Here is a 19,888-nt window from a genome sequence, read left to right as displayed (position 1 = left end):
TATTCATTTATTGAGATTAATCCCTTTGAATATGATAAAACCATTTTATATAATCAGTCTTGTTTTACTTATTGTAGCTTGTAAACAGCAAGAAAATACAACAATAAAGGAATATGACAGGAACCCACTTTTACCTGGATATTTTGCTGATCCTACCATTAAAAAGTTTGATGATACCTATTACATCTATTCAACAACAGATGGGGTAAAATTGGCATCAGGTGAACCAACAGTTTGGATATCTAAGGATATGGTAAACTGGTATAATCACGAATTGGATATTGATTTGCCTGAAGGTTTAACCAATTGCTGGGCTCCTGATGTGGTAAAAGGCAACGACGGAAAATATTATTACTACATGGGTAATTGTCAGTTTGGATGTAATATTTATGGCTATATGTCTGATAATCCTATTGGTCCCTGGAGTCCTTTAAATGAAGGAAAACCTGTAATACCTGTTGGTTCCGGAAAAGAGGGCTTGCCGGCTTTGGATGCTCAGTTTATGCTTGATGATGATGGAAAGCTGTATTCTTACTTTGGAACATGGTGTTCCAGTTTTGGAGGTTTAGGTTGGGCCGAAGTAGACGGGGACAATATGTTCACCATGAAACAATCCGGATTGATACCAACAGAGCAATTACCTCAGGTATTTGAAGCTGCTTATCCTTTAAAAAGAAATGGGAAATACATTATAATGTACTCTTCAGGCGATTGCCGTTTGAGTAGTTATGCAGTGCATTACGCTTATGCAGATTCTCCTACTGGTCCGTTTAAATATGGCGCTAACAATCCTATCCTTCAAACCAATGAAGATAAAACGGTAGATTCACCGGGTCATCATTCCATCATTGAAATAGATGGACATACCTATATTCTATATCACCGACACGATAATCCGCACAGTTCAGGAGGGGAATTTCGTCAGGTTTGTATGGATGAAATTGTATTCTCGAATGATACTACAATTGAAAAAATTATACCAACTCATACAGGTGTTAAAGAGTTCAAAAACGTATATGAAAATATCGCCTTTGGTGCTACAGTAGAAGCTTCATCAGCATATCATTTGCAATCAAAAGCCACGGTTTATACACAACAAGCTACCGATTATTTATATAAACCAGCATATATCACAGATGATAATAATGGAACCATGTGGAAAGCCGAAAATTGCACTTTGCCACAATCTGTGACTATTGATCTGGGAGATGAAAAATCAATTGCAAGAATATGTACACAGTTTGAGTATGCAACATATTACTATCAGTATAAAATAGAAGTATCGCAAAATAAAAAGGACTGGACTTTATTTTCAGATCAAACGCATAATCAAACCCCTGGAAGCCCTATGATTGATGATAGTAATGCGACTTGCAGATATATTCGTATTACAATTACAGGAACAGAAAAAACAGGTGTGTTACCCGCTATTTGGAATGTAAAAGTATACGATGAATTATTTGAGACACCAGCTTATAAAAATCGACCGGTAACAGATGCTCATTATGCTGAAGCCAGTAATCAACTAGAGGTTTTATTTGATGCCTCCGATTTAAAATTGGGAGCAATAAGCACTTCAATTGCAAATCAGGAAGCGCTTCATGGTGAATTTGTACCAGTAGGTAATTGTACAATTAAAAAGCATGAAGGAAAGAAAGCCTTATACCTTGATGGGAAAAGCTATCTGGAACTATCAGAAAGTGCAAAAGATAACTTTAACTGGAATGCGCCTTATTCAACAAGTGCCTGGATCTATGCAACAACAGAGAGCATCGGACAATGTATTATTTCATGGAACAGTCGTGAGGATATGTTACAAGCTTCGTATGTTGCTATGATGTATGGTAATGGAAATTTTGGAGCGATAGCTCATGGAGATGGATCTGTGGATGTGGCATTTGAAAACTATCCGGCAGTGAATAAATGGCATCATGTTGCGGTAACATTTGATGGAATGAAAGAGGTGATTTATGTTGATGGACAAAAAGATCAAGAATTTCCAATTAATCTTTTTGTTAGAGCTGATAAAATCAGAATAGGATCATCTGGTTTTGAACCTGAAAATTTTACCGGTTATTTGAATGATGTCAGATTATATAATAAAGCCCTGAATAAAGCAGAAGTTGAAGAATTGTATCAACAGAGCAAAAATTAAAGGTAGGATGAAGTATAACGAGAGAGAAAAATTAAGATCTATGAAATTGACAAAACATAAAAACACCTGTTTATTTGGAGTTGTTGTGCTAGTGGGAATGCTCTTTAATTCAGGTATGATTTTAAGTGCCCAGCAGGATGAAGCTAAAAAGATACCTACTTTAGGTTTGGAAGAGGGTACTACTGTTTATGATACAGATGATTTATCGCTGGAATTGGTAAATGCTTCTCAAACCATTAAAAGTTTAATAAACAAAAAGGAGCATTTTGATTTTACACCAGGTGAAAGGATAGAAAATAGAGCATCAGATGGTTTTTATCATCTTGGAGATATCAATTTTAGAGTAAAAGAGGTAGGTGCTAATGAATATAAAGATTACTCAACTGCAAAACACCGTAATGCTGTAGAGCCAATAAAATGTTCAGAATCAAACTGTCTGTCTGCTGCTAAATTAAATGCCACATTACCTGAAGATTGTCCACTGGAGATTATCAGAATGTGGGTTAAGGAAGACAATCATCTGGCTTTAAAATTTCAGATTAAGAATACTACAGATAACACGATTGAAATAGGGGCCTTAGGGATTCCTGTAATTTTCAATAACAATATTGATGGAAAAACTTTAGATCAGGCACATACCGAAAACGTATTTTTCGACCCATACATAGGTATGGATGCTGGTTACCTTCAAGTAATTCGCCTGCATGGCAATGGAAATCCATTATTGGTTCTCCCCATGAAAAATTCCCCGTTTGAAGCATACAGACCTTTATTGGATGAGCCAACGCCCAGGGGAATTACTTTTGAAGGTTTTCACGAATGGATGATTCATTCTAAAGCCTATGCGAACAAGGAATGGAAAAATGCAACACCCTGGAATAAGCCAACATCGAAGGTTTTAAAACCAGGAGAAAAGTATGAAGTAGGATTACAGTTTGTGTTAGCTTCTTCAGTTAAGGATATTGAAAATACTCTAATCGACAACAATCGTCCTGTGGCTGAGGGAATTCCCGGATACGTATTACCTAAAGATGTGAATGGTAAACTATTCCTGAAGTATCAGAAAGAAATTAAAGAAATTACATGTGAACCTAAAGAAGCTCTTTCGTTTACTTTTTCTAAAACAACGGAGCATGGTTGGAAAGAATATGAAGTAAAAGGGAATCAATGGGGAAGAGCCAGAGCAACTATTATTTATGCTGATGGCTTAAAGCAAACCATCAATTACAAAGTAATTAAGTCGGAGACTGAGGTAGTTGCTGATAATGGCCATTTTTTAACAACAGAACAATGGTTTGATGATGAGGATGATTTGTTTCACCGTGCTCCCTCAGCAATTACCTACGATTACGAAACAAAAAAACAGGTAACACAAGATAGTCGCTCATGGATTGCCGGATTAAGTGATGAAGGTGGAGCTGGTGCATGGTTAAATGCCGTGATGAAACAGTTGGTTTTACCTGATCCTGCAGAGGTGGCAAAAATGGAATCGTTTATTCACCAAACCATGTGGGGAGGTATACAATTTAAGGACGGAGCTCGTAAATATGGGGTTCGTAAAAGTGTGTTTTATTATGAACCGGATTCTATGCCCAAAGGTACTTATAATGATTCTATAAATTATAAAACCTGGGCAGCATGGAGTAAAGAGGCTTCTGAAGATGTTGGTCGTTCTTATAATTATCCGCACGTTGCCGCAGCTTATTGGGTGATGTATCGTTTAGGCAGGTATTATAATGGTCTGGTAAAACAGGAAGGTTGGGATTGGTATTTAAACCAGGCTTACTATACAACCATGGCTATGGTTGAGCAGGCTCCGCATTATGCACAGTTCGGACAAATGGAAGGAAGTGTGTTTTTATTGATATTGAAAGATTTACAAAAAGAAGGTTTAAATGAGATGGCAGCCAGGTTAGAGGATGCTATGAAAAAACGGGCAGAACATTGGGCTTCTTTGAATTATCCGTTTGGAAGTGAAATGCCATGGGATTCAACCGGGCAGGAAGAAGTTTATATATGGTCGCGCTATTTTGGTTTTTCAGACAAAGCAGCTGTTACTTTAAATGCCATCTTAGCTTATATGCCAACAATCCCACATTGGGCATATAATGGAAATGCACGTCGTTATTGGGATTTCTGGTTTGGAGGTAAACTTTCCAGAGTAGAACGTCAGATTCATCATTACGGATCTGCTTTAAATGCGATTCCGGTTTTAAATGAATATAAACTAAATCCAGATGACTTTTATCTGCTAAAAGTTGGATATGGCGGAGTTATGGGAGCAATTGCAAATATTACAGAAGATGGATTTGCACCTTGTGCTTTTCATTCCTTCCCATCCACCTTAAAAAATGATGGAATTTCAGGAGATTACGGAACCGGATTTTATGGATATGCAGTGAATACCTCTTCGTATTTAATTCATCATAAAGAGTTTGGTTGGCTGGCCTTTGGTGGAAATGTTTCAGAAGAAGGTGACTGGATTAAAACAGATCTTACCACAGCTGCCAAATCGAAGTTTTATATCGCTGAGCAAAATTTATGGTTAACATTGGATGCAGGTCAGTTTCAAACTGTGAAATACAATGCCTCAACAAATGAAATTAGCATAGTTTTTGCTAAGAAAAGCGAATTTAATACAACTGCTTATTTAAATATTGCAGATTTTGGAACTAATACCCCTTCTTATATCGTCAAAGGATATAAAAAAGACGAAAAGGGGACCTATGAAATAAAGTTAAAAAATAAGCCTGTTGAGCTTGTGTTAATTAAAGAATAAATCAGGTTATGAAAAAATCAATTTATATTACATTTATTATCAGTGTTTTACTGGTCTGGAGATGTACGAAGTCTACAGATAAGAAAGAAAAAATGGAACAGGTACCTTTTACTCAGGTGCATTTAAATGACTCGTTTTGGGCACCCAAAATTGAAGTAAACAGAACCGTTTCAATTCCTTCGGCCTTTAAAAAGTCCGAAGAAACCGGGCGCATGGATAATTTTGCTGTAGCTGGTGGCTTATTAGATAAAGAACATCAGGGAGATTTTCCGTTTGATGATACCGACGTGTATAAGATTCTGGAAGGAGCTTCATACGCATTGGCAGTTAAACCTGATAGTGATTTGGATCTGTATTTAGATAGTTTAATTTATTTGATAGGAGAAGCACAGGAAGATGATGGGTATTTAACGACTTGTGTTACCAATAAATGCGATCGTTTAAGAGGATGGTACGGCAAAGGCAGATGGGATAAATTAAATAGTCACGAATTGTATAATTCTGGTCACCTTTATGAGGCTGCAGTGGCTCATTATTTGGCTACAGGAAAAAGAAGTCTGCTTGATATCGCTATTAAAAATGCAGATTTAGTTTATAAAGTATTCGGACCGAATGAAGGTCAGAAGCATGTTCCATCGGGTCACCCGATTATAGAAATGGCATTAGTAAAACTTTACAATGTTACAAACGATCAGAAATATCTTGAATTGGCTCGTTATTTCATCGATGAAACAGGGCGAGGAACAGATGGACATAAGCTGAATGCATACAGTCAGGATCATATGCCTATCGTAGATCAGGAAGAAGCTGTAGGACATGCGGTTCGTTTAGGGTACTTGTATTCAGGAGTTACCGATGTGGCTTCATTAATGCATGATCAGCAACTAATGGATGCCAGTAAACGAGTATGGGAAAATATTGTATCCAAAAAATTATACATTACCGGAGGAATCGGTCAAAGAGCACAGGGAGAAGGTTTTGGTCCTAATTATGAGTTAAATAACATGACTTCCTATTGCGAAACCTGTGCATCAATATCTAATGTTTATTGGAATTATCGTTTGTTTTTGCACGAAGGAAACTCAAAATACTATGATGTATTGGAAAGAACATTGTACAATGGATTAATATCGGGAGTTTCACTGAGCGGAGATCATTTTTTCTATGATAATCCTTTAGAATCTGCTCATAATCATGAGCGTGCACCTTGGTTTGGATGTGCTTGTTGCCCGGGTAATATTACACGTTTTATGGCTTCTGTTCCTGGATATATTTATACAAAGTCGAAAGATGCCGTTTATGTAAATTTATATGCAGGAGGAACAGCTTCGATTCCAGTAGGAAAAGATACTTTGAAATTAACTCAGAATACTTTATATCCTTGGGGAGGAGATGTAAATATTTCAGTTCAAAGCAATGTAAGTAGTAAATTCAAATTAAAAATCCGTATTCCGGGTTGGGTTAAAAATAAGGTGGTTCCATCTGATCTATACCATTTTGTAAATCAAATGGATTCTACCTATACCATTAAGGTAAATCAGGAAAGTATAGAATGGGTTGAGGAGAATGGATATGCTGTTTTATCACATAACTGGAAAGAGGGAGATGTAATCGATATTCATTTTCCTATGGAAGCCAGAAAAGTGGTTGCCAATGATAAAGTTGCTTATGATAAAGGTAAGATTGCTTTTCAGAGAGGACCTGTGGTTTTTTGTTTTGAAGACAAAGACAATAATAACGAATATGTTTTCGATAAATATGTTGATTCAGGTGTGGATGTTAAAACTAGTTTTGAAGAAAACCTGTTGGGTGGTGTAGTAACTTTAAGTATGAAGGGGAAAATTAAAACAAAAGGTGAAAAAAATAATGATGAAACCATCATGCTTAAAGCAATTCCTTACTATGCATGGAATAACCGTGGTACTGCCAGTATGAAGGTATGGATGCCTTACATTTCAGAGGCTGCCACGGTTATTGATTCAACAGAGCTGGCTATGCAGGCAAATGCAAGCGCATCAACTGATTGGGCTCCCGGATTAAACGATGGCTTTAATCCTTCAAGTTCATCAGATACCGATAAATCCTATTTTTACTGGTGGTTAAAAGATGGATCAGAAGAATGGGTTCAGTATGATTTTGATAAGTCAGTGACTATTTCATCTTCTTCTGTATACTGGTTAAATCTTGATCATTATGATGTGAATTACAGAGTTCCTGAATCATATCAAATCAGTTACCAGACAGCAAAAGGCAATTGGGTTGAAGTACAAAATCACTCAGCCTATGAATCAAAATTGGATCAATACAATACAGTTTCCTTTGATCCGGTAAAAACCAAAGCGATAAGAATTACAGCTAAGATTCAGAAAGGTTTTTCCGCCGGAATTTTAGAATGGAAGTTAAATCAATAATTAGATTATGAATTAATAATAACTCCCTTTTAGGGAGGATAGAAAGCAGGATCAGATGGAACTCCTCAAATTTAGTTATTTCCCATTGGGATACCGATTAAATTTGGCGAGTTCCATCTGGCATTAAAAATTAAAATATAAACGGATGAAACATTTTCTTTTAGGATTTTTTATTTATTTGATCACTTGTGGTGTTAGTACTGGGCAGGTAACACCAGCAGACTATGAAAGAGCTGATACGCTGTATAAGTTTAGCGGATTGGTATATGGGGATGTACATAGAGTACAATGGATTGAGCAAAGCCATTTTTTTTGGTATGAAGTTCAAACCAAGAGAGGAACAGAGTATAAAATTGTGGATTCCGAAAAACAAAAAGTTAATCCATTATTTAACCAGGAAAAGTTTGTAAAAAGCCTTGGGGAGGTTGTTGGTAAGCAGATCGAACCTTATAAATATAGGTTGGGTAACCTTTCTGTAAACAAACAGTTGAATGAGCTGAATTTTGAATACAACAGTAAGCGTTTAAAATGCAGCTTAAAGAAATATTCAATTATTGTATTGGGCGATGTTGAAACAGCATCTGAAAGACATTGGGGCTGGACTGATGGTATTTATGATTTTGATCCGTTTTATTCACCGGATTCTGCTTATGTAGCCTATATTAAAAACTATAATGTTTACGTAAAAGAGCTTGCCACAAATAGCGAGTATCAGTTAAGTACAGATGGTTCTATTGGTGAGTTTTACTCTGGAGAGATTCACTGGTCGCCAGATTCTAAAAAGATTGCTGCACTTAGAATTCGTGATAATGAAAAGCACTATATTCATTTGATAGAATCTTCTCCTAAAGACAGGTTAGAACCAAAACTTTTAAAGCGCGAGTACTTAAAGCCCGGCGATGCTTTACCAATTGCCAAACCTTGTTTATTTAATGTTGAAAATAAGGAGCAAATACCTGTTGATAGTAAACCATTTGAGAATCAGTTTTCACTTGAAAAATTACGATGGAACAAGGATAGTCAGTTATTTACTTTTGAATTTAATCAGCGAGGTCATCAGGTTTATCAGGTGGTAAAGGTTAATGCCAGCACTGGAGCATATTCTGTACTAATTGATGAGCAATCAAAAACATTTATTGATTATAGTGGAAAATATTTCCGATATGATTTAAAAGACAAAAATCAAATCATCTGGGCCTCTGAACGCGATGGATGGAATCATCTTTACCTAATCGACGGAATCTCTGGTAAGGTTATCAACCAAATTACTAAAGGTCAGTGGGTAGTAAGAGGAGTTGAGTTTGTGGATGATAAAAACCAATCCCTTATATTTAAAGGAAGTGGAATGAATAACGATGAGGATCCTTATTTTATTCACTATTATAAAATTAATTTAGATGGAACTAATCTGGTTGATTTAACTCCTGAAAAAATGAATCATCAGGCCGTATTTTCAGCTGATTATAAATGGTTTGTAGATACTTACTCAAAAGTAGATGAAGCTCCGGTTACGCTTGTGAGAAACACTGCAGATTCTGGTAAAAAGCAAATTCTTGAGACTGCGAATGCTGAAGCGTTATTGGCAAGTGATTATCGTTATCCAGAGGTTTTTGTAGCAAAAGCAAGAGATGGAAAAACCGATATATGGGGAAATATTTATTATCCAACCAATTTTGATCCTAACAAAAAGTATCCTGTTATTGAGTATATATATGCCGGTCCACAGGCTGCTTATACGCAAAAATCCTTTAGAGCATATAATTATGCTTTTTCAGGTTTAGCTGAGCTAGGTTTTATTATTGTTCAGATGGATGCGATGGGAACTTCATACAGATCTAAGGCATTTCATGATGTGTGTTTTAAAAATCTTAAGGATGCCGGATTTCCTGATCGAATAAAATGGATCAAAGCCGCAGCTAAAACACATTCTTTTATGGATACCACAAGGGTAGGTATTTTTGGAGGATCTGCAGGTGGACAGAATTCTACAGCAGCTGTTTTATTTCATCCTGAATTTTATAAAGCTGCAGTTTCTTCATGCGGATGTCACGATAACCGAATGGATAAAATGTGGTGGAATGAGCAATGGATGGGCTTCCCTATCGGAAAGCATTATGAGGAATGTTCAAATATTGTTAATGCATATCGATTAAAGGGACATTTAATGTTAATTCTTGGAGAGTTGGATGATAATGTAGATCCTTCATCAACCATGCAGTTAGCTGATGCATTGATAAAAGCAAATAAAGATTTTGAATTGGTTGTTTTACCAGGATTACCTCATACACTGGGAGGTAAATTTGGTGAGCAAAAACGAAGAGATTTTTTTGTAGAGTGTTTCTATAAACAATTTGCTCCGGAAAGAAATAGTAAGTAGTCTGAAGTATATAGTTAGCAGTCATAAGCTGATGCGAGATTGTATTATGCTGGTGCGAGATTGCATCTCGTACCTCTTTAATTAGAAATTAAATGAAACAGTATTGTTAGTTTTATTAATAATAAAGAAGGTCCAAGTTAGAAACTTGAACCAGACTACATGCTAAGTATCTTACAGTTAACAGTAGGCAATCATATGCTGGTGCGAGATTGTATCTCGTACCCTTTGAATTTTTAATTGAATGATACAATGTTGGTTAGTTAAATAAATTTTAATGAAGGTCCAAGTTGTAAACTTGAACCAGGACATATACTAAGTAGTCTTCAGTTGACTAAGTACTGAAAACTGAGTACTACTAAATAAACATATTATAAAAGAATAAAAATGAATATCAAAAAATCAATCATATCTATCTTATTGTTTTGTTGCTGTTTCTTTATTATTTCAGCACAAAACACTTCTATTGAAACTCCTGCTATTACAGCTCCTCCTGCAAAATTAAAGTTAGATCCGTTTTACAAAAAGTATATGGATGCTAATGGAATACCAGTGGTTAGCTCATGGAGAGTGCCGGATGCTGCTTTAATAAAAGCATGGGAGATTGTGTATTTTATGACTAAAGATTTACCAAAGGAAGTCTTAAAGTCAATGATTAAGAACGATGCTCGTATGGCTGTAATGGCAAGATATGAGGGAACGACTGATCTTCCGGAACAAAAAGAGTTGGCCAATGATACAACTATCAACTGGGATGTTCGTGCTCGAGGACTGGGAGGTGACTTAAATGCACCGCTTTCTTCATGTGCAGAAGAAAACCTTTTGTGTTACCAGATAGATAAATATCATGCAGAAGATATTACCATTCATGAGTTTTCGCACGGCATACATTTGTTGGGAATTGCTCCTAGCGATAAAACTTTCAACGACAAATTGCAAAAGCTTATGGATAATGCCATAGCTCAAGGCAAATATGAAAATACTTATGCAAAAACAGATATTTATGAATACTGGGCAGAAGCTGTTCAGGATTGGTTTAATGTCAATGCTGAGGTTCCTGAAACGGATGGAAAACATAATTGGGTTAATACAAGAGAAGATTTAAAAAAATATGATCCGAATTTGTATGAGTTGGTAAGTCAATATTTTTCAGAGTTTAAGACTTCACCATCTTGTCATGCCGCTGAAAATAAATATTTAGGCGATTAAATATCAACAGATTGAACTAAAAACAAGTGAAGAATCCCTTTAAAAACAATAACAATAATGGCAAAAAATATTGGTGTACTTTGTGTAATAATATTCTTATTTACCATGGGTTGTAAACAATCAACAGATCATCCTCCAACAATAAACGGTGCGCAATCAGAGGTTATACCTTTCAGGGCAATTACTTTTGATATTACTGATGTAAAACTATTGGATGGTCCTTTTTATCATGCTACTGAATTGGATAAGCAGGTGTTGTTAAATTATGAACCAGATCGTTTTTTAGCTAGATTTCGTATTGAGGCTGGTCTTCAACCTAAAGCAGAGCAATATCATGGATGGGAGGATAATACCATTGCCGGACATAGTTTAGGTCATTACTTAACTGCAATTTGTTTAATGTATCAAACAACAGGCGATTCAGTTTTTAAAGAACGAGCAGATTATATTGTAAGTGAGCTTGCTGAATGCCAAAATGCCGAAGGAAATGGATATGTAGGTGCTTTTGAAAACGGTGAAAGAATACTGGAAGAAGAGGTGGCCAAAGGAGATATTCGTTCCCAGGGATTTAACTTAAACGGCATATGGGTGCCTTATTATACCCAGCATAAAGTTTTAGATGGCTTGATACATGCCTATAAATTATGCAATAATAAAGAAGCATTAGATATTGCGGTGAAATTTTCTGACTGGTTATTTACCATTGTTAAGGATTTAAATGATGATCAGATTCAGGAAATGTTGAATTGTGAGCATGGAGGTATTAATGAAGTTCTTGCTGAACTTTATGGCATTACCGGTAATCAAAAATACCTTGATATGTCAATGGTATTTCATCATAAAGCCATTATTGATTCAATAGCTCACCATAAAGATATTTTGCCAGGTAAACATGCCAATACGCAAATTCCTAAGTTTGTTGGTACAGCACGAAGATATGAGCTTACAGGAAATAAAAGTGATTATGATGCTTCTGAGTATTTTTGGGAGAGAGTAGTACATCATCATTCCTATGTAACCGGAGGAAACTGTAATCACGAGTATTTTGGTGCACCAGATACTTTACGAGACAGATTGAGCGATGGAACCACAGAGACTTGTAATGTATACAATATGCTTAAATTATCGAAGCATTTGTTTCAGTGGGAAGCTAAAGCTGAAGTGGCAGATTATTATGAAAGAGCTCTTTTTAACCAAATTCTTTCTTCTCAAAATCCAGTCGACGGAAGAGTAGTCTACAACCTTTCGCTTGAAATGGGTGGACAAAAAGCTTATCAGGATCCAGATTGGTTTACCTGTTGTATTGGAACTGGTATGGAAAATCATGCCAAGTATGGTAAAAATATATACTATCATAATCACGAAGAACTCTTTGTGTCGCAGTTTATAGCATCTGAATTAAACTGGAAAGAAAAAGGCGTTCATCTTACTCAAAATACAAATTACCCAGACGAGCAAGGAACATCATTCAAAATTAAATGCGAAAAACCGGTTGATTTTGCTTTAAATATTCGATATCCCGGATGGGCACAACAAGGCATTGAAATTTTTGTTAATGATAAACCAATAACTGTAGTGGAACAACCTCAGAGTTTTGTAACCATTCATAGAACCTGGAAATCAGGTGATGAGGTGAAGGTTTCTATTCCTTTTACGTTACGCTTGGAATCTATGCCAGATGATGAAAACAGAGTGGCTGTGATGTACGGGCCATTGGTTATGGCTGGCGATTTAGGTCCGGAGAATGATCCCAAAGCTACAGATCTTCTATACGTTCCTGTATTGATGACCTCGGAAAGAAACCCTGAAATGTGGTTGCTTAAAGAGGATGGAGCGGTCAATACTTTTAAAACAGAAGGTGTTGGCAGACCAAAGGATGTGTTGCTCAGACCTTTTTATCAGGTTCATGAAAGAAGCTATTCTGTGTATTTTGATCTTTTTACAGAAGAAAAATGGGATCAGCATAAAGCTGAATATCTTGAAATACAGCAGAAGATGAAGAAGCTTCAGGAGATGACCATTGATTATTTTAAGTTAGGAGAGATGCAACCAGAACGAGATCATCATTTTAAAGAAGATAAATCCTGGGTTGAGGAATTGAAACATGTAAAATACAGAGAGGCAGATCGGGGAGGATGGTTTTCATTTGAAATGAATGTTTACGCAGGTCAGCCTATGGCTCTTGTATTGGAGTATTATGGTGGATTACCAGGTAAAAGAACCTTTGATGTATTTGTAAATGATCAGAAAATAGCAACAGAGAATTTATCGAATAAAAATAACGGTGAGTTTTATAATCAGCAGTATGCTTTACCCGATAGCTTAACGGTTAATGGCGGTAAAGTAACTGTAAAACTTGTGCCTAATGACGGGCATAGAGCCGGTCCGGTTGCCAGTGCCAGAATTGTAAAAAGATAATGTAGATCAAATCAATATTACAGATTTATATATAACAATTGCTTCAAGGAAAATGGCGAATAATAAAGTATTTGCCATTTTTTGCAAACATAAATAAGTGGTTATATGCAAAAGATAGACGAAATAATAAGAATATTAGAAAAACACAGGCTAGATGCATTATTTGTTAGCTCAGTGGAGAATATTAGGTATTTAACCGGGTTTACTGGAGATTCTTCGCGTTTGTTAATTACAAAAACAGGGACATATTTAATAACCGATGGCAGGTATACCGAACAGGCAGAGCTGGAATGTTTTAAAGGGATTCAGATTTTTAACTGGATTGAAGATCAAAGATTTCAGGCGCCTACCTATCAATACTTGTGCAGTAAAGAAAAAGTAAAATTTCTTGCATTTGAAAGTGCGCATCTTTTACATGTTGAGCATGCTGAATTATGCCAGATTAAAGATACTGTGGTAACCGGTAAAATTGGATTGGTGGAACAGTTACGTTTAATTAAAAGCAAAGATGAAATTAATGCTTTAAAACGTGCTGCAGAAATATCTGATGAATCATTGAGTAAAATTGTTTCATTAATTAAACCGGGTGTTTCAGAACTGGATGTAACAGCAGAATTGGAATATGCCATGAAAAAAAGTGGTGCCGACGATTTATCCTTTGAAACGATGGTGTTGTTTGGAGAAAGAAGTTCTCTTTTGCATGGAAAACCCGGTTCAACCAAGCTGAAGAGTGGGGATATTATTCTTTTCGATTTCGGGGCTTTATACAATGGTTATCATGCCGATATCAGTCGTGTTTTTGTTTGTGAGAAAGCGAGCCCTGAGCAAATAAAAATCCATGATATAGTAAACAATGCAGGATTAAATGCTCAAAATGCCATAAAGGATAATACCTCAGCAAAAGAAATTGACCGTATTGTAAGGGCTTCAATTCCTCAGGACTATCAACAATACTTTTATCCCGGTATTGGTCACGGAACAGGCTTAAATATACATGAAGCTCCCTTTATAAAATATGATTCAGAAGCCATTTTAAAGAAAGATATGGTGGTTACGATAGAACCTGGATTATATATACCAGGCTTTGGCGGAATGCGTGTTGAGGATTCTGTTTTAGTTTGCGAAGATGGATCTGAATCATTGAATCGTTTTGAGAGAGGACTTACAATTGTATAAAGTATAGGCGTAAAATATTTATAGTAACAGGAAGTAAAGATATTCATGGAAACATTCGTAAGTAGTTTTAAAGAAACACAGATAATTGATGTAGATCACTGTTGTTTAAAATCAATGGATTTATTTAATAATCTTACGGATGAGGAATTGTTTTTTTTAGAAAGAGAAAGTTCCAGAACCAGATTTAAGAGAGGAGAGGTGGTTTATTACGAAGGCAGAAAGCATTCTGGCTTGTATTGTATACAAAAGGGAGTGGTAAAAGTCTTTAAAATGGGATTGACAGGTAAGGAGTATATCTTGCGTTTTGCTCACAAAGGCGATTTAATTGCTTACAGATCATTACTTACCAACGAAGAAGCCTGTACTTCAGCTAAAATTATGGAAGATGCCATACTTCGGTATATTCCATTTGAAATAGTAACCCGGTTATTTGATAACAATTGGAAGTTCAGACAAAAGGTGATTAAGATGATGTGTAAGGAGTTGGGTGAATTAAACGCGTTTGTAACAGAAATTGTGCATAAATCAATACGAGAAAGAGTAGCTGAAATGCTTTTGTATTTGTATGATGAGTTTGGCGAAGATTGTGAAAAAATGCTCAATATCAGAATTACCAGAGATGAAATGGCCAATAAACTGGGTTCGGCCACAGAAACAGTAATCCGGGTTTTAACATCGTTTAAAAATGAAAATCTGATTAGTCTCCATGGACGTCAGATCAGGATTTTAAACAGAAACAAATTAAATCAAATAGCCCATTTTCAAATGTACCGTAAGCATTATAAATTTTAAGCTGCTGCTTGAATAAAAAAAAAAAGAAAGCCTCTGATCATATTTGTAATCAGAGGCTTTTTTATAGTAGTTTTTACAAATAATAGCAGCGGCAAAACTGCTTATTTGAAAGAGATATTCCTTACTCTACAATCCATTCGTGAATTCCTGTTGAGAATTCTTTAGGTAGTTTAATTCTTAGTTTTAAAGCTGTTGTTTTAACAGGTTCAAACTCTATGGTATCCCATTGGTCTTTGGTAACCTTATATTCACCTTTAGCTTTTACCGGAATCCAGTTTTCACCATCTTTATATAAAATCTCCCATTGCGTAGGAACTCTGCAACCTCCAAAAGGACTGTCATCATACCAGTATACCTTTGATGAACTTACTGTTTCTTCTTTTTCAAAATCATATTGAATCCATTCCCAACAATCATTTTTAGGCCACCAGTGATAATAAGGCCAGGTATGGTCAATGGCATCTTTAGGAAGTAACTGGTCATTAATTGCGATTAAACTTTTACTAGATGTAGAAGCTGAAACTTTACTGTTGCTGGCAATTGATGGCGCAGGTAAGGGACGAATACTATTTTCATTATATGGCATCCAAACCGTCATTTCACCCGCTCCTCTGTTGTTCCAGCTATAATAAGGAATCAGTTTCAGAGGAAGCTCCTTACTGTAAGAAAATCCACCATCGGTTGTTGCTTTTACAATACGTGTAGATCCGTTAATAGTGTTTACTCCGCCCAATAGCTTAGCTTCTTTTTTAACCTCAAACTTTTGATCTTTATTTACGATCAGGTTCAGAACCTTACCACCGTCCATATCAGGCCATTCAGCTATATACATCATCGGTCCGTACTGAACAGCCATTTTATTGCGGTCGTCTTTTACTTTTTCATTGGCTAAAACCGTTTTAGGCGTCATGGTTAAATCAAAACTAATTACATCACCTTTTTTCCACTTTTTAGATATTACAGCATATCCTTTATCCATTTTATAGGCATAAGGTTTTCCATTAAGGATGATGTCAATTTTATTATTGGTTTTAGTATCAAATGTGTATAAATCTCCTGGTATCGCTTCATTTTGAGACCATCCCGGTATACGTATTTTTAAGTCGAAAGCTTTTACTTTTTCAGGCGAAACATCAATGGTTATTTTTCCGTTCCATGGGTATTCTGTATGCTGGCTAATGGTAACGTTTGTATTGTTAACCTCTAATTGTGCTGTGTTTTCCATAAATAGATTCACAAATAGCGATTTATCAGTTTTAGCATAAATATAACCCGGTAACGAAGGTAACAATCTGGCAATATTTGGCGGGCAACAAGCACATCCAAACCACTTACTTCTGCTGTGCTGACCTATTGACTCCAACGGATTAGGGTAAAAGAATCGATTACCTTCAAGGTTAACTCCAGAAATTAAAGCATTGTAAAGGGTACGTTCCAATACATCATAATATTTAGAGTTACCATCAAATAAAAACATTCTGTAATTCCAGAATACTTCACCAATAGATGCACAGGTTTCGCAGTAGGCCGCCATATTGGGTAATTCGTAAGGATTTGCAAATCCCTCGTTACCACCACTGGCTCCAATACCACCGGTTACGTATGTTTTTTTATGCACCATATCTTCCCAAATAGCATGACTGGCTTTTAAGTAAGAATCATCATTATATAATGCAGCTATATCAGCCATTGCAGCATACATATAAGTTGCTCTTACTGCATGCCCAACAGCTTCTGTCTGATTGATTACCTTTTTATGGGCCTGGCAATATTCCTCACCTCCGGGACCTCTCACATCAAGGAAGAATTTGGCAAGATTCAAATATCGCTTTTCTCCGGTTACTCTATATAATTGTACCAATCCCATTTCTACAACCTGATGCCCCGGATAATTTTCCAGTTTTCCCCATCCAAAAGTTGCATCTAACATATCCGCAGCTTTAATGGCAATATCTAAGAAATTTCTTTTCCCTGTAGCTTCATAATGAGCTGCAGCAGCTTCAAACATATGCCCCAGGTTATACAGTTCGTGGCTGAGCTCATTTACATGCTCCCATCTTTCAGAACCAATCCAGGGATGCGCTTCAGTATGATTTTTTTGCGCAATGGTTAAGTTGGTACAAATATATCCATCCTTTTCCTGAGCAATAGCTATTTTAGCAATCAGGCTATCAAGCTTATGATCTAAATTTTTATCAGGATTTGTTTGTAGTGAATAGCTGGCAGCTTCAATGATCTTGTAAATATCACTATCATCAAACGGATATTGAGAGCAAAAATCACCAGTAGCCTGTCCTCCTGCTATTTCAAAGTTTTTAATGCGGCCGCTAATCTCAGACTGCTCAATCGCAATAGGAATCGTAACATCGTGATTGATTTTAATTTTAGGTTTCCAAAAATGATCATTTAAGGTTACCGATGTAAATGATACTGGTTCAATAGGGTAATTTCCGTCGGCTTTGTTTTGTGCATTACTTAAGTATGGCAAGCTGATACTTATAAGTAAAAACACTCTCGCAAATAAAATTCCGGATAAATTTTTCTTCATATTAATAATGTGTTTTTGGCTTGACAAAAATAGCAAGCATGTATTTATTCATACCGCAAGAAGCCAAAAAATAAGTTTTTTGATCATACCATATGTTTTTTTTGTTTGTATAAATGTTCCATCAATAGATTTCGTTGTATAGTATAAGATGTTGTAAATCTTGGAGATATTTCTCGAATAGGTTTAAGTAAATCCCGATGTAGAAATATTAATCATTTATATTAAGCCTTCTTTGCATATTATATGACACTTTACTACCTAAAACTATTAAGATGCCATACAAATTATAGTTATTAATGAAATGAATTGAGGAATAGTGATTCAAATTTTTAAATTTGTGGGGGTTTGATTCAAATAGTACAACTTTAAATGATTTATGGGTTAAGATAATGGTATACTCCTGGCAAATAAATCAAAATAATAAACCTCAATAGTAAGTTAAAAGCATAAAATAAAGAAAAGCTTGAAAAAGCTAAATCATATAAGACATTACATTGAAATAAAAAAACTAAAAGAAAATGAGTACAGATAAAAAATCATTTTTTGGAGTCATTAAATCCTTTAAGAAAGGATTTTGGCTTGCTTGTGTTATGGAACTTTTTGAGCGCTGGGCATGGTATGGACTATTTGCAGTATTGGCACTTTACTTAACAGGTTCAACAGATGATGGCGGTTTGGGATTTTCGCATACTGAAAAAGGCCAGATCATGGGTATTGTCACTGCAATATTATACTTGTTACCATTATTTACAGGCGTAATAGCAGATAAAATTGGCTATAAAGTATCATTGGTAATCGCCTATTTGTTGTTGATTTCAGGATACTATTTAATGGGTGAAGTGAATTCTTACTTTATGGTATTTATGGTGTTTTTATGGGTAGCTGTTGGTGCAGCAATGTTTAAGCCTGTAGCATCTGCTATTGTTACCAAAAATACCGATGAGTCTAACTCAACCTTAGGTTTTGGTATTTTTTATATGATGGTAAATATTGGAGGTTTTATCGGTCCTGCTTTTTCATCGACTTTAAGAACTCAATTTGGGTGGAAAATAATATTTCTTCAGGCAGCAATAGTTATTACCATAAACCTGTTAATCGTATTACTTTTTTATAAAGAACAGGACAGAGAAAAAAATAATGAAACAATTACCGAAGCCATTAAAAGTTCCTTAGTAAAGATTTGGGAAGCAGTTAAAGACAGTCGCCTTTCTGTATTGTTAGTTATTATGGTTGGTTTCTGGACCATGTTTAACCAGCTGTTCTATACGCTCCCTACTTTTATTGAAGACTGGGTAAATACAAAAGCTTTGCATGATTCAATTGCCCAGGTATCCCCCTGGATTGCCAGTGCCATGAGTGGAGGAGGTGACTCTGTTAATCCTGAGATGTTAATTAACCTTGATGCTGGTTCTATTATTGTATTTCAGTTAATCGTATCATATTTTGTGTTACGAATGCGCCATGTAAGCGCCATGATAAACGGATTTATTGTTGCAGCGATAGGTATCGGTATTACTTTTTACACAGGTAATGGTTTATACACCATATTGGGTATCATGATTTTCTCAATTGGAGAAATGATGACAAATCCAACCTTCTCTTCATTTATTGCCTTAATATCACCCAAAGGAAAAGAAGCCTTATACATGGGAACTTATTTCTTACCAGTTTTCTTAGGTAATTTCTTAACCACCTTTGTTTCAGGTAATCTTTACGAGGCTTGGTCAGATAAATTAAGTCTTTTGCAAACAGAAATGGCAAGCAGAGGAATTGTAATGCCTGAAATAACCCAGCAATTTACAAAGAATGATTACTTTACTTCTGCGGCTTCAAAATTAGGAATGACAGAAAATGAAATGACTCAATTTATTTGGGACAATTACGATCCGAACAGAATTTGGTATTTTATTACAGGTATAGGTGTTGTTACCATTATAGCATTGTTCATTTACGATAGAATGGTAATCAGACCTAAAGAGGCACAAGCGAAATAAATTTTAAATAAAAGTGAAAGATTTCAAATAAG

General features: G+C 35.7%; 10 protein-coding genes. 9 read left to right on the top strand and 1 reads right to left on the bottom strand.

From position 1 onward, the window contains the following. Positions 1 to 31: 31 nt before the first annotated feature. The 8 genes from OM075_RS07540 (at position 32) to OM075_RS07505 (ending at position 15,314) form a co-directional block, all read left to right on the top strand. Positions 32 to 2,155: a family 43 glycosylhydrolase gene (locus tag OM075_RS07540; RefSeq protein WP_301189880.1), complete on the top strand. Its 2,124-nt coding sequence runs from the start codon at positions 32 to 34 to the stop codon at positions 2,153 to 2,155. 40 nt (positions 2,156 to 2,195) lie between these two features. Further along, complete coding sequence (locus OM075_RS07535; protein WP_301189879.1) at positions 2,196 to 4,934, top strand: DUF5695 domain-containing protein; 2,739 nt, start codon at positions 2,196 to 2,198, stop codon at positions 4,932 to 4,934. An 8-nt stretch (positions 4,935 to 4,942) separates the two neighbouring features. Then, positions 4,943 to 7,345 (top strand): glycoside hydrolase family 127 protein, encoded by a 2,403-nt coding sequence (locus OM075_RS07530; RefSeq protein ID WP_301189878.1) that lies wholly within the window; start codon positions 4,943 to 4,945, stop codon positions 7,343 to 7,345. Between the two features lie 145 nt (positions 7,346 to 7,490). Continuing rightward, complete coding sequence (locus OM075_RS07525) at positions 7,491 to 9,722, top strand: S9 family peptidase (RefSeq protein ID WP_301189877.1); 2,232 nt, start codon at positions 7,491 to 7,493, stop codon at positions 9,720 to 9,722. 384 nt (positions 9,723 to 10,106) lie between these two features. Further along, entirely contained in the window at positions 10,107 to 10,928 is an 822-nt protein-coding gene (locus OM075_RS07520; protein WP_301189876.1) for a M90 metallopeptidase family protein, read from the top strand. Positions 10,929 to 10,985: 57 nt separating this feature from the next. Then, complete coding sequence (locus OM075_RS07515) at positions 10,986 to 13,346, top strand: glycoside hydrolase family 127 protein (RefSeq protein WP_301189875.1); 2,361 nt, start codon at positions 10,986 to 10,988, stop codon at positions 13,344 to 13,346. Between the two features lie 105 nt (positions 13,347 to 13,451). After that, complete coding sequence (locus OM075_RS07510) at positions 13,452 to 14,522, top strand: M24 family metallopeptidase (protein WP_301189874.1); 1,071 nt, start codon at positions 13,452 to 13,454, stop codon at positions 14,520 to 14,522. Positions 14,523 to 14,567: 45 nt separating this feature from the next. After that, positions 14,568 to 15,314, top strand: coding sequence for a Crp/Fnr family transcriptional regulator (locus tag OM075_RS07505; protein WP_301189873.1), 747 nt, complete (start codon positions 14,568 to 14,570; stop codon positions 15,312 to 15,314). Positions 15,315 to 15,435: 121 nt separating this feature from the next. Here OM075_RS07505 and OM075_RS07500 read toward each other — a convergent pair whose 3' ends face one another. After that, positions 15,436 to 17,862, bottom strand: coding sequence for a glycoside hydrolase family 127 protein (locus tag OM075_RS07500; protein WP_301189872.1), 2,427 nt, complete (start codon positions 17,860 to 17,862; stop codon positions 15,436 to 15,438). Positions 17,863 to 18,380: 518 nt separating this feature from the next. Between OM075_RS07500 and OM075_RS07495 the strand changes: the two genes are divergently transcribed. Next, positions 18,381 to 19,856, top strand: coding sequence for an MFS transporter (locus OM075_RS07495; protein WP_301189871.1), 1,476 nt, complete (start codon positions 18,381 to 18,383; stop codon positions 19,854 to 19,856). The last annotated feature ends 32 nt before the right edge of the window (positions 19,857 to 19,888 follow it).

Source organism: Plebeiibacterium sediminum (assembly GCF_026013605.1).
Taxonomy (GTDB): Bacteria; Bacteroidota; Bacteroidia; order Bacteroidales; family Marinilabiliaceae; genus Saccharicrinis; species Saccharicrinis sediminus.
This window is presented reverse-complemented; position numbering and strand designations above follow the sequence as displayed.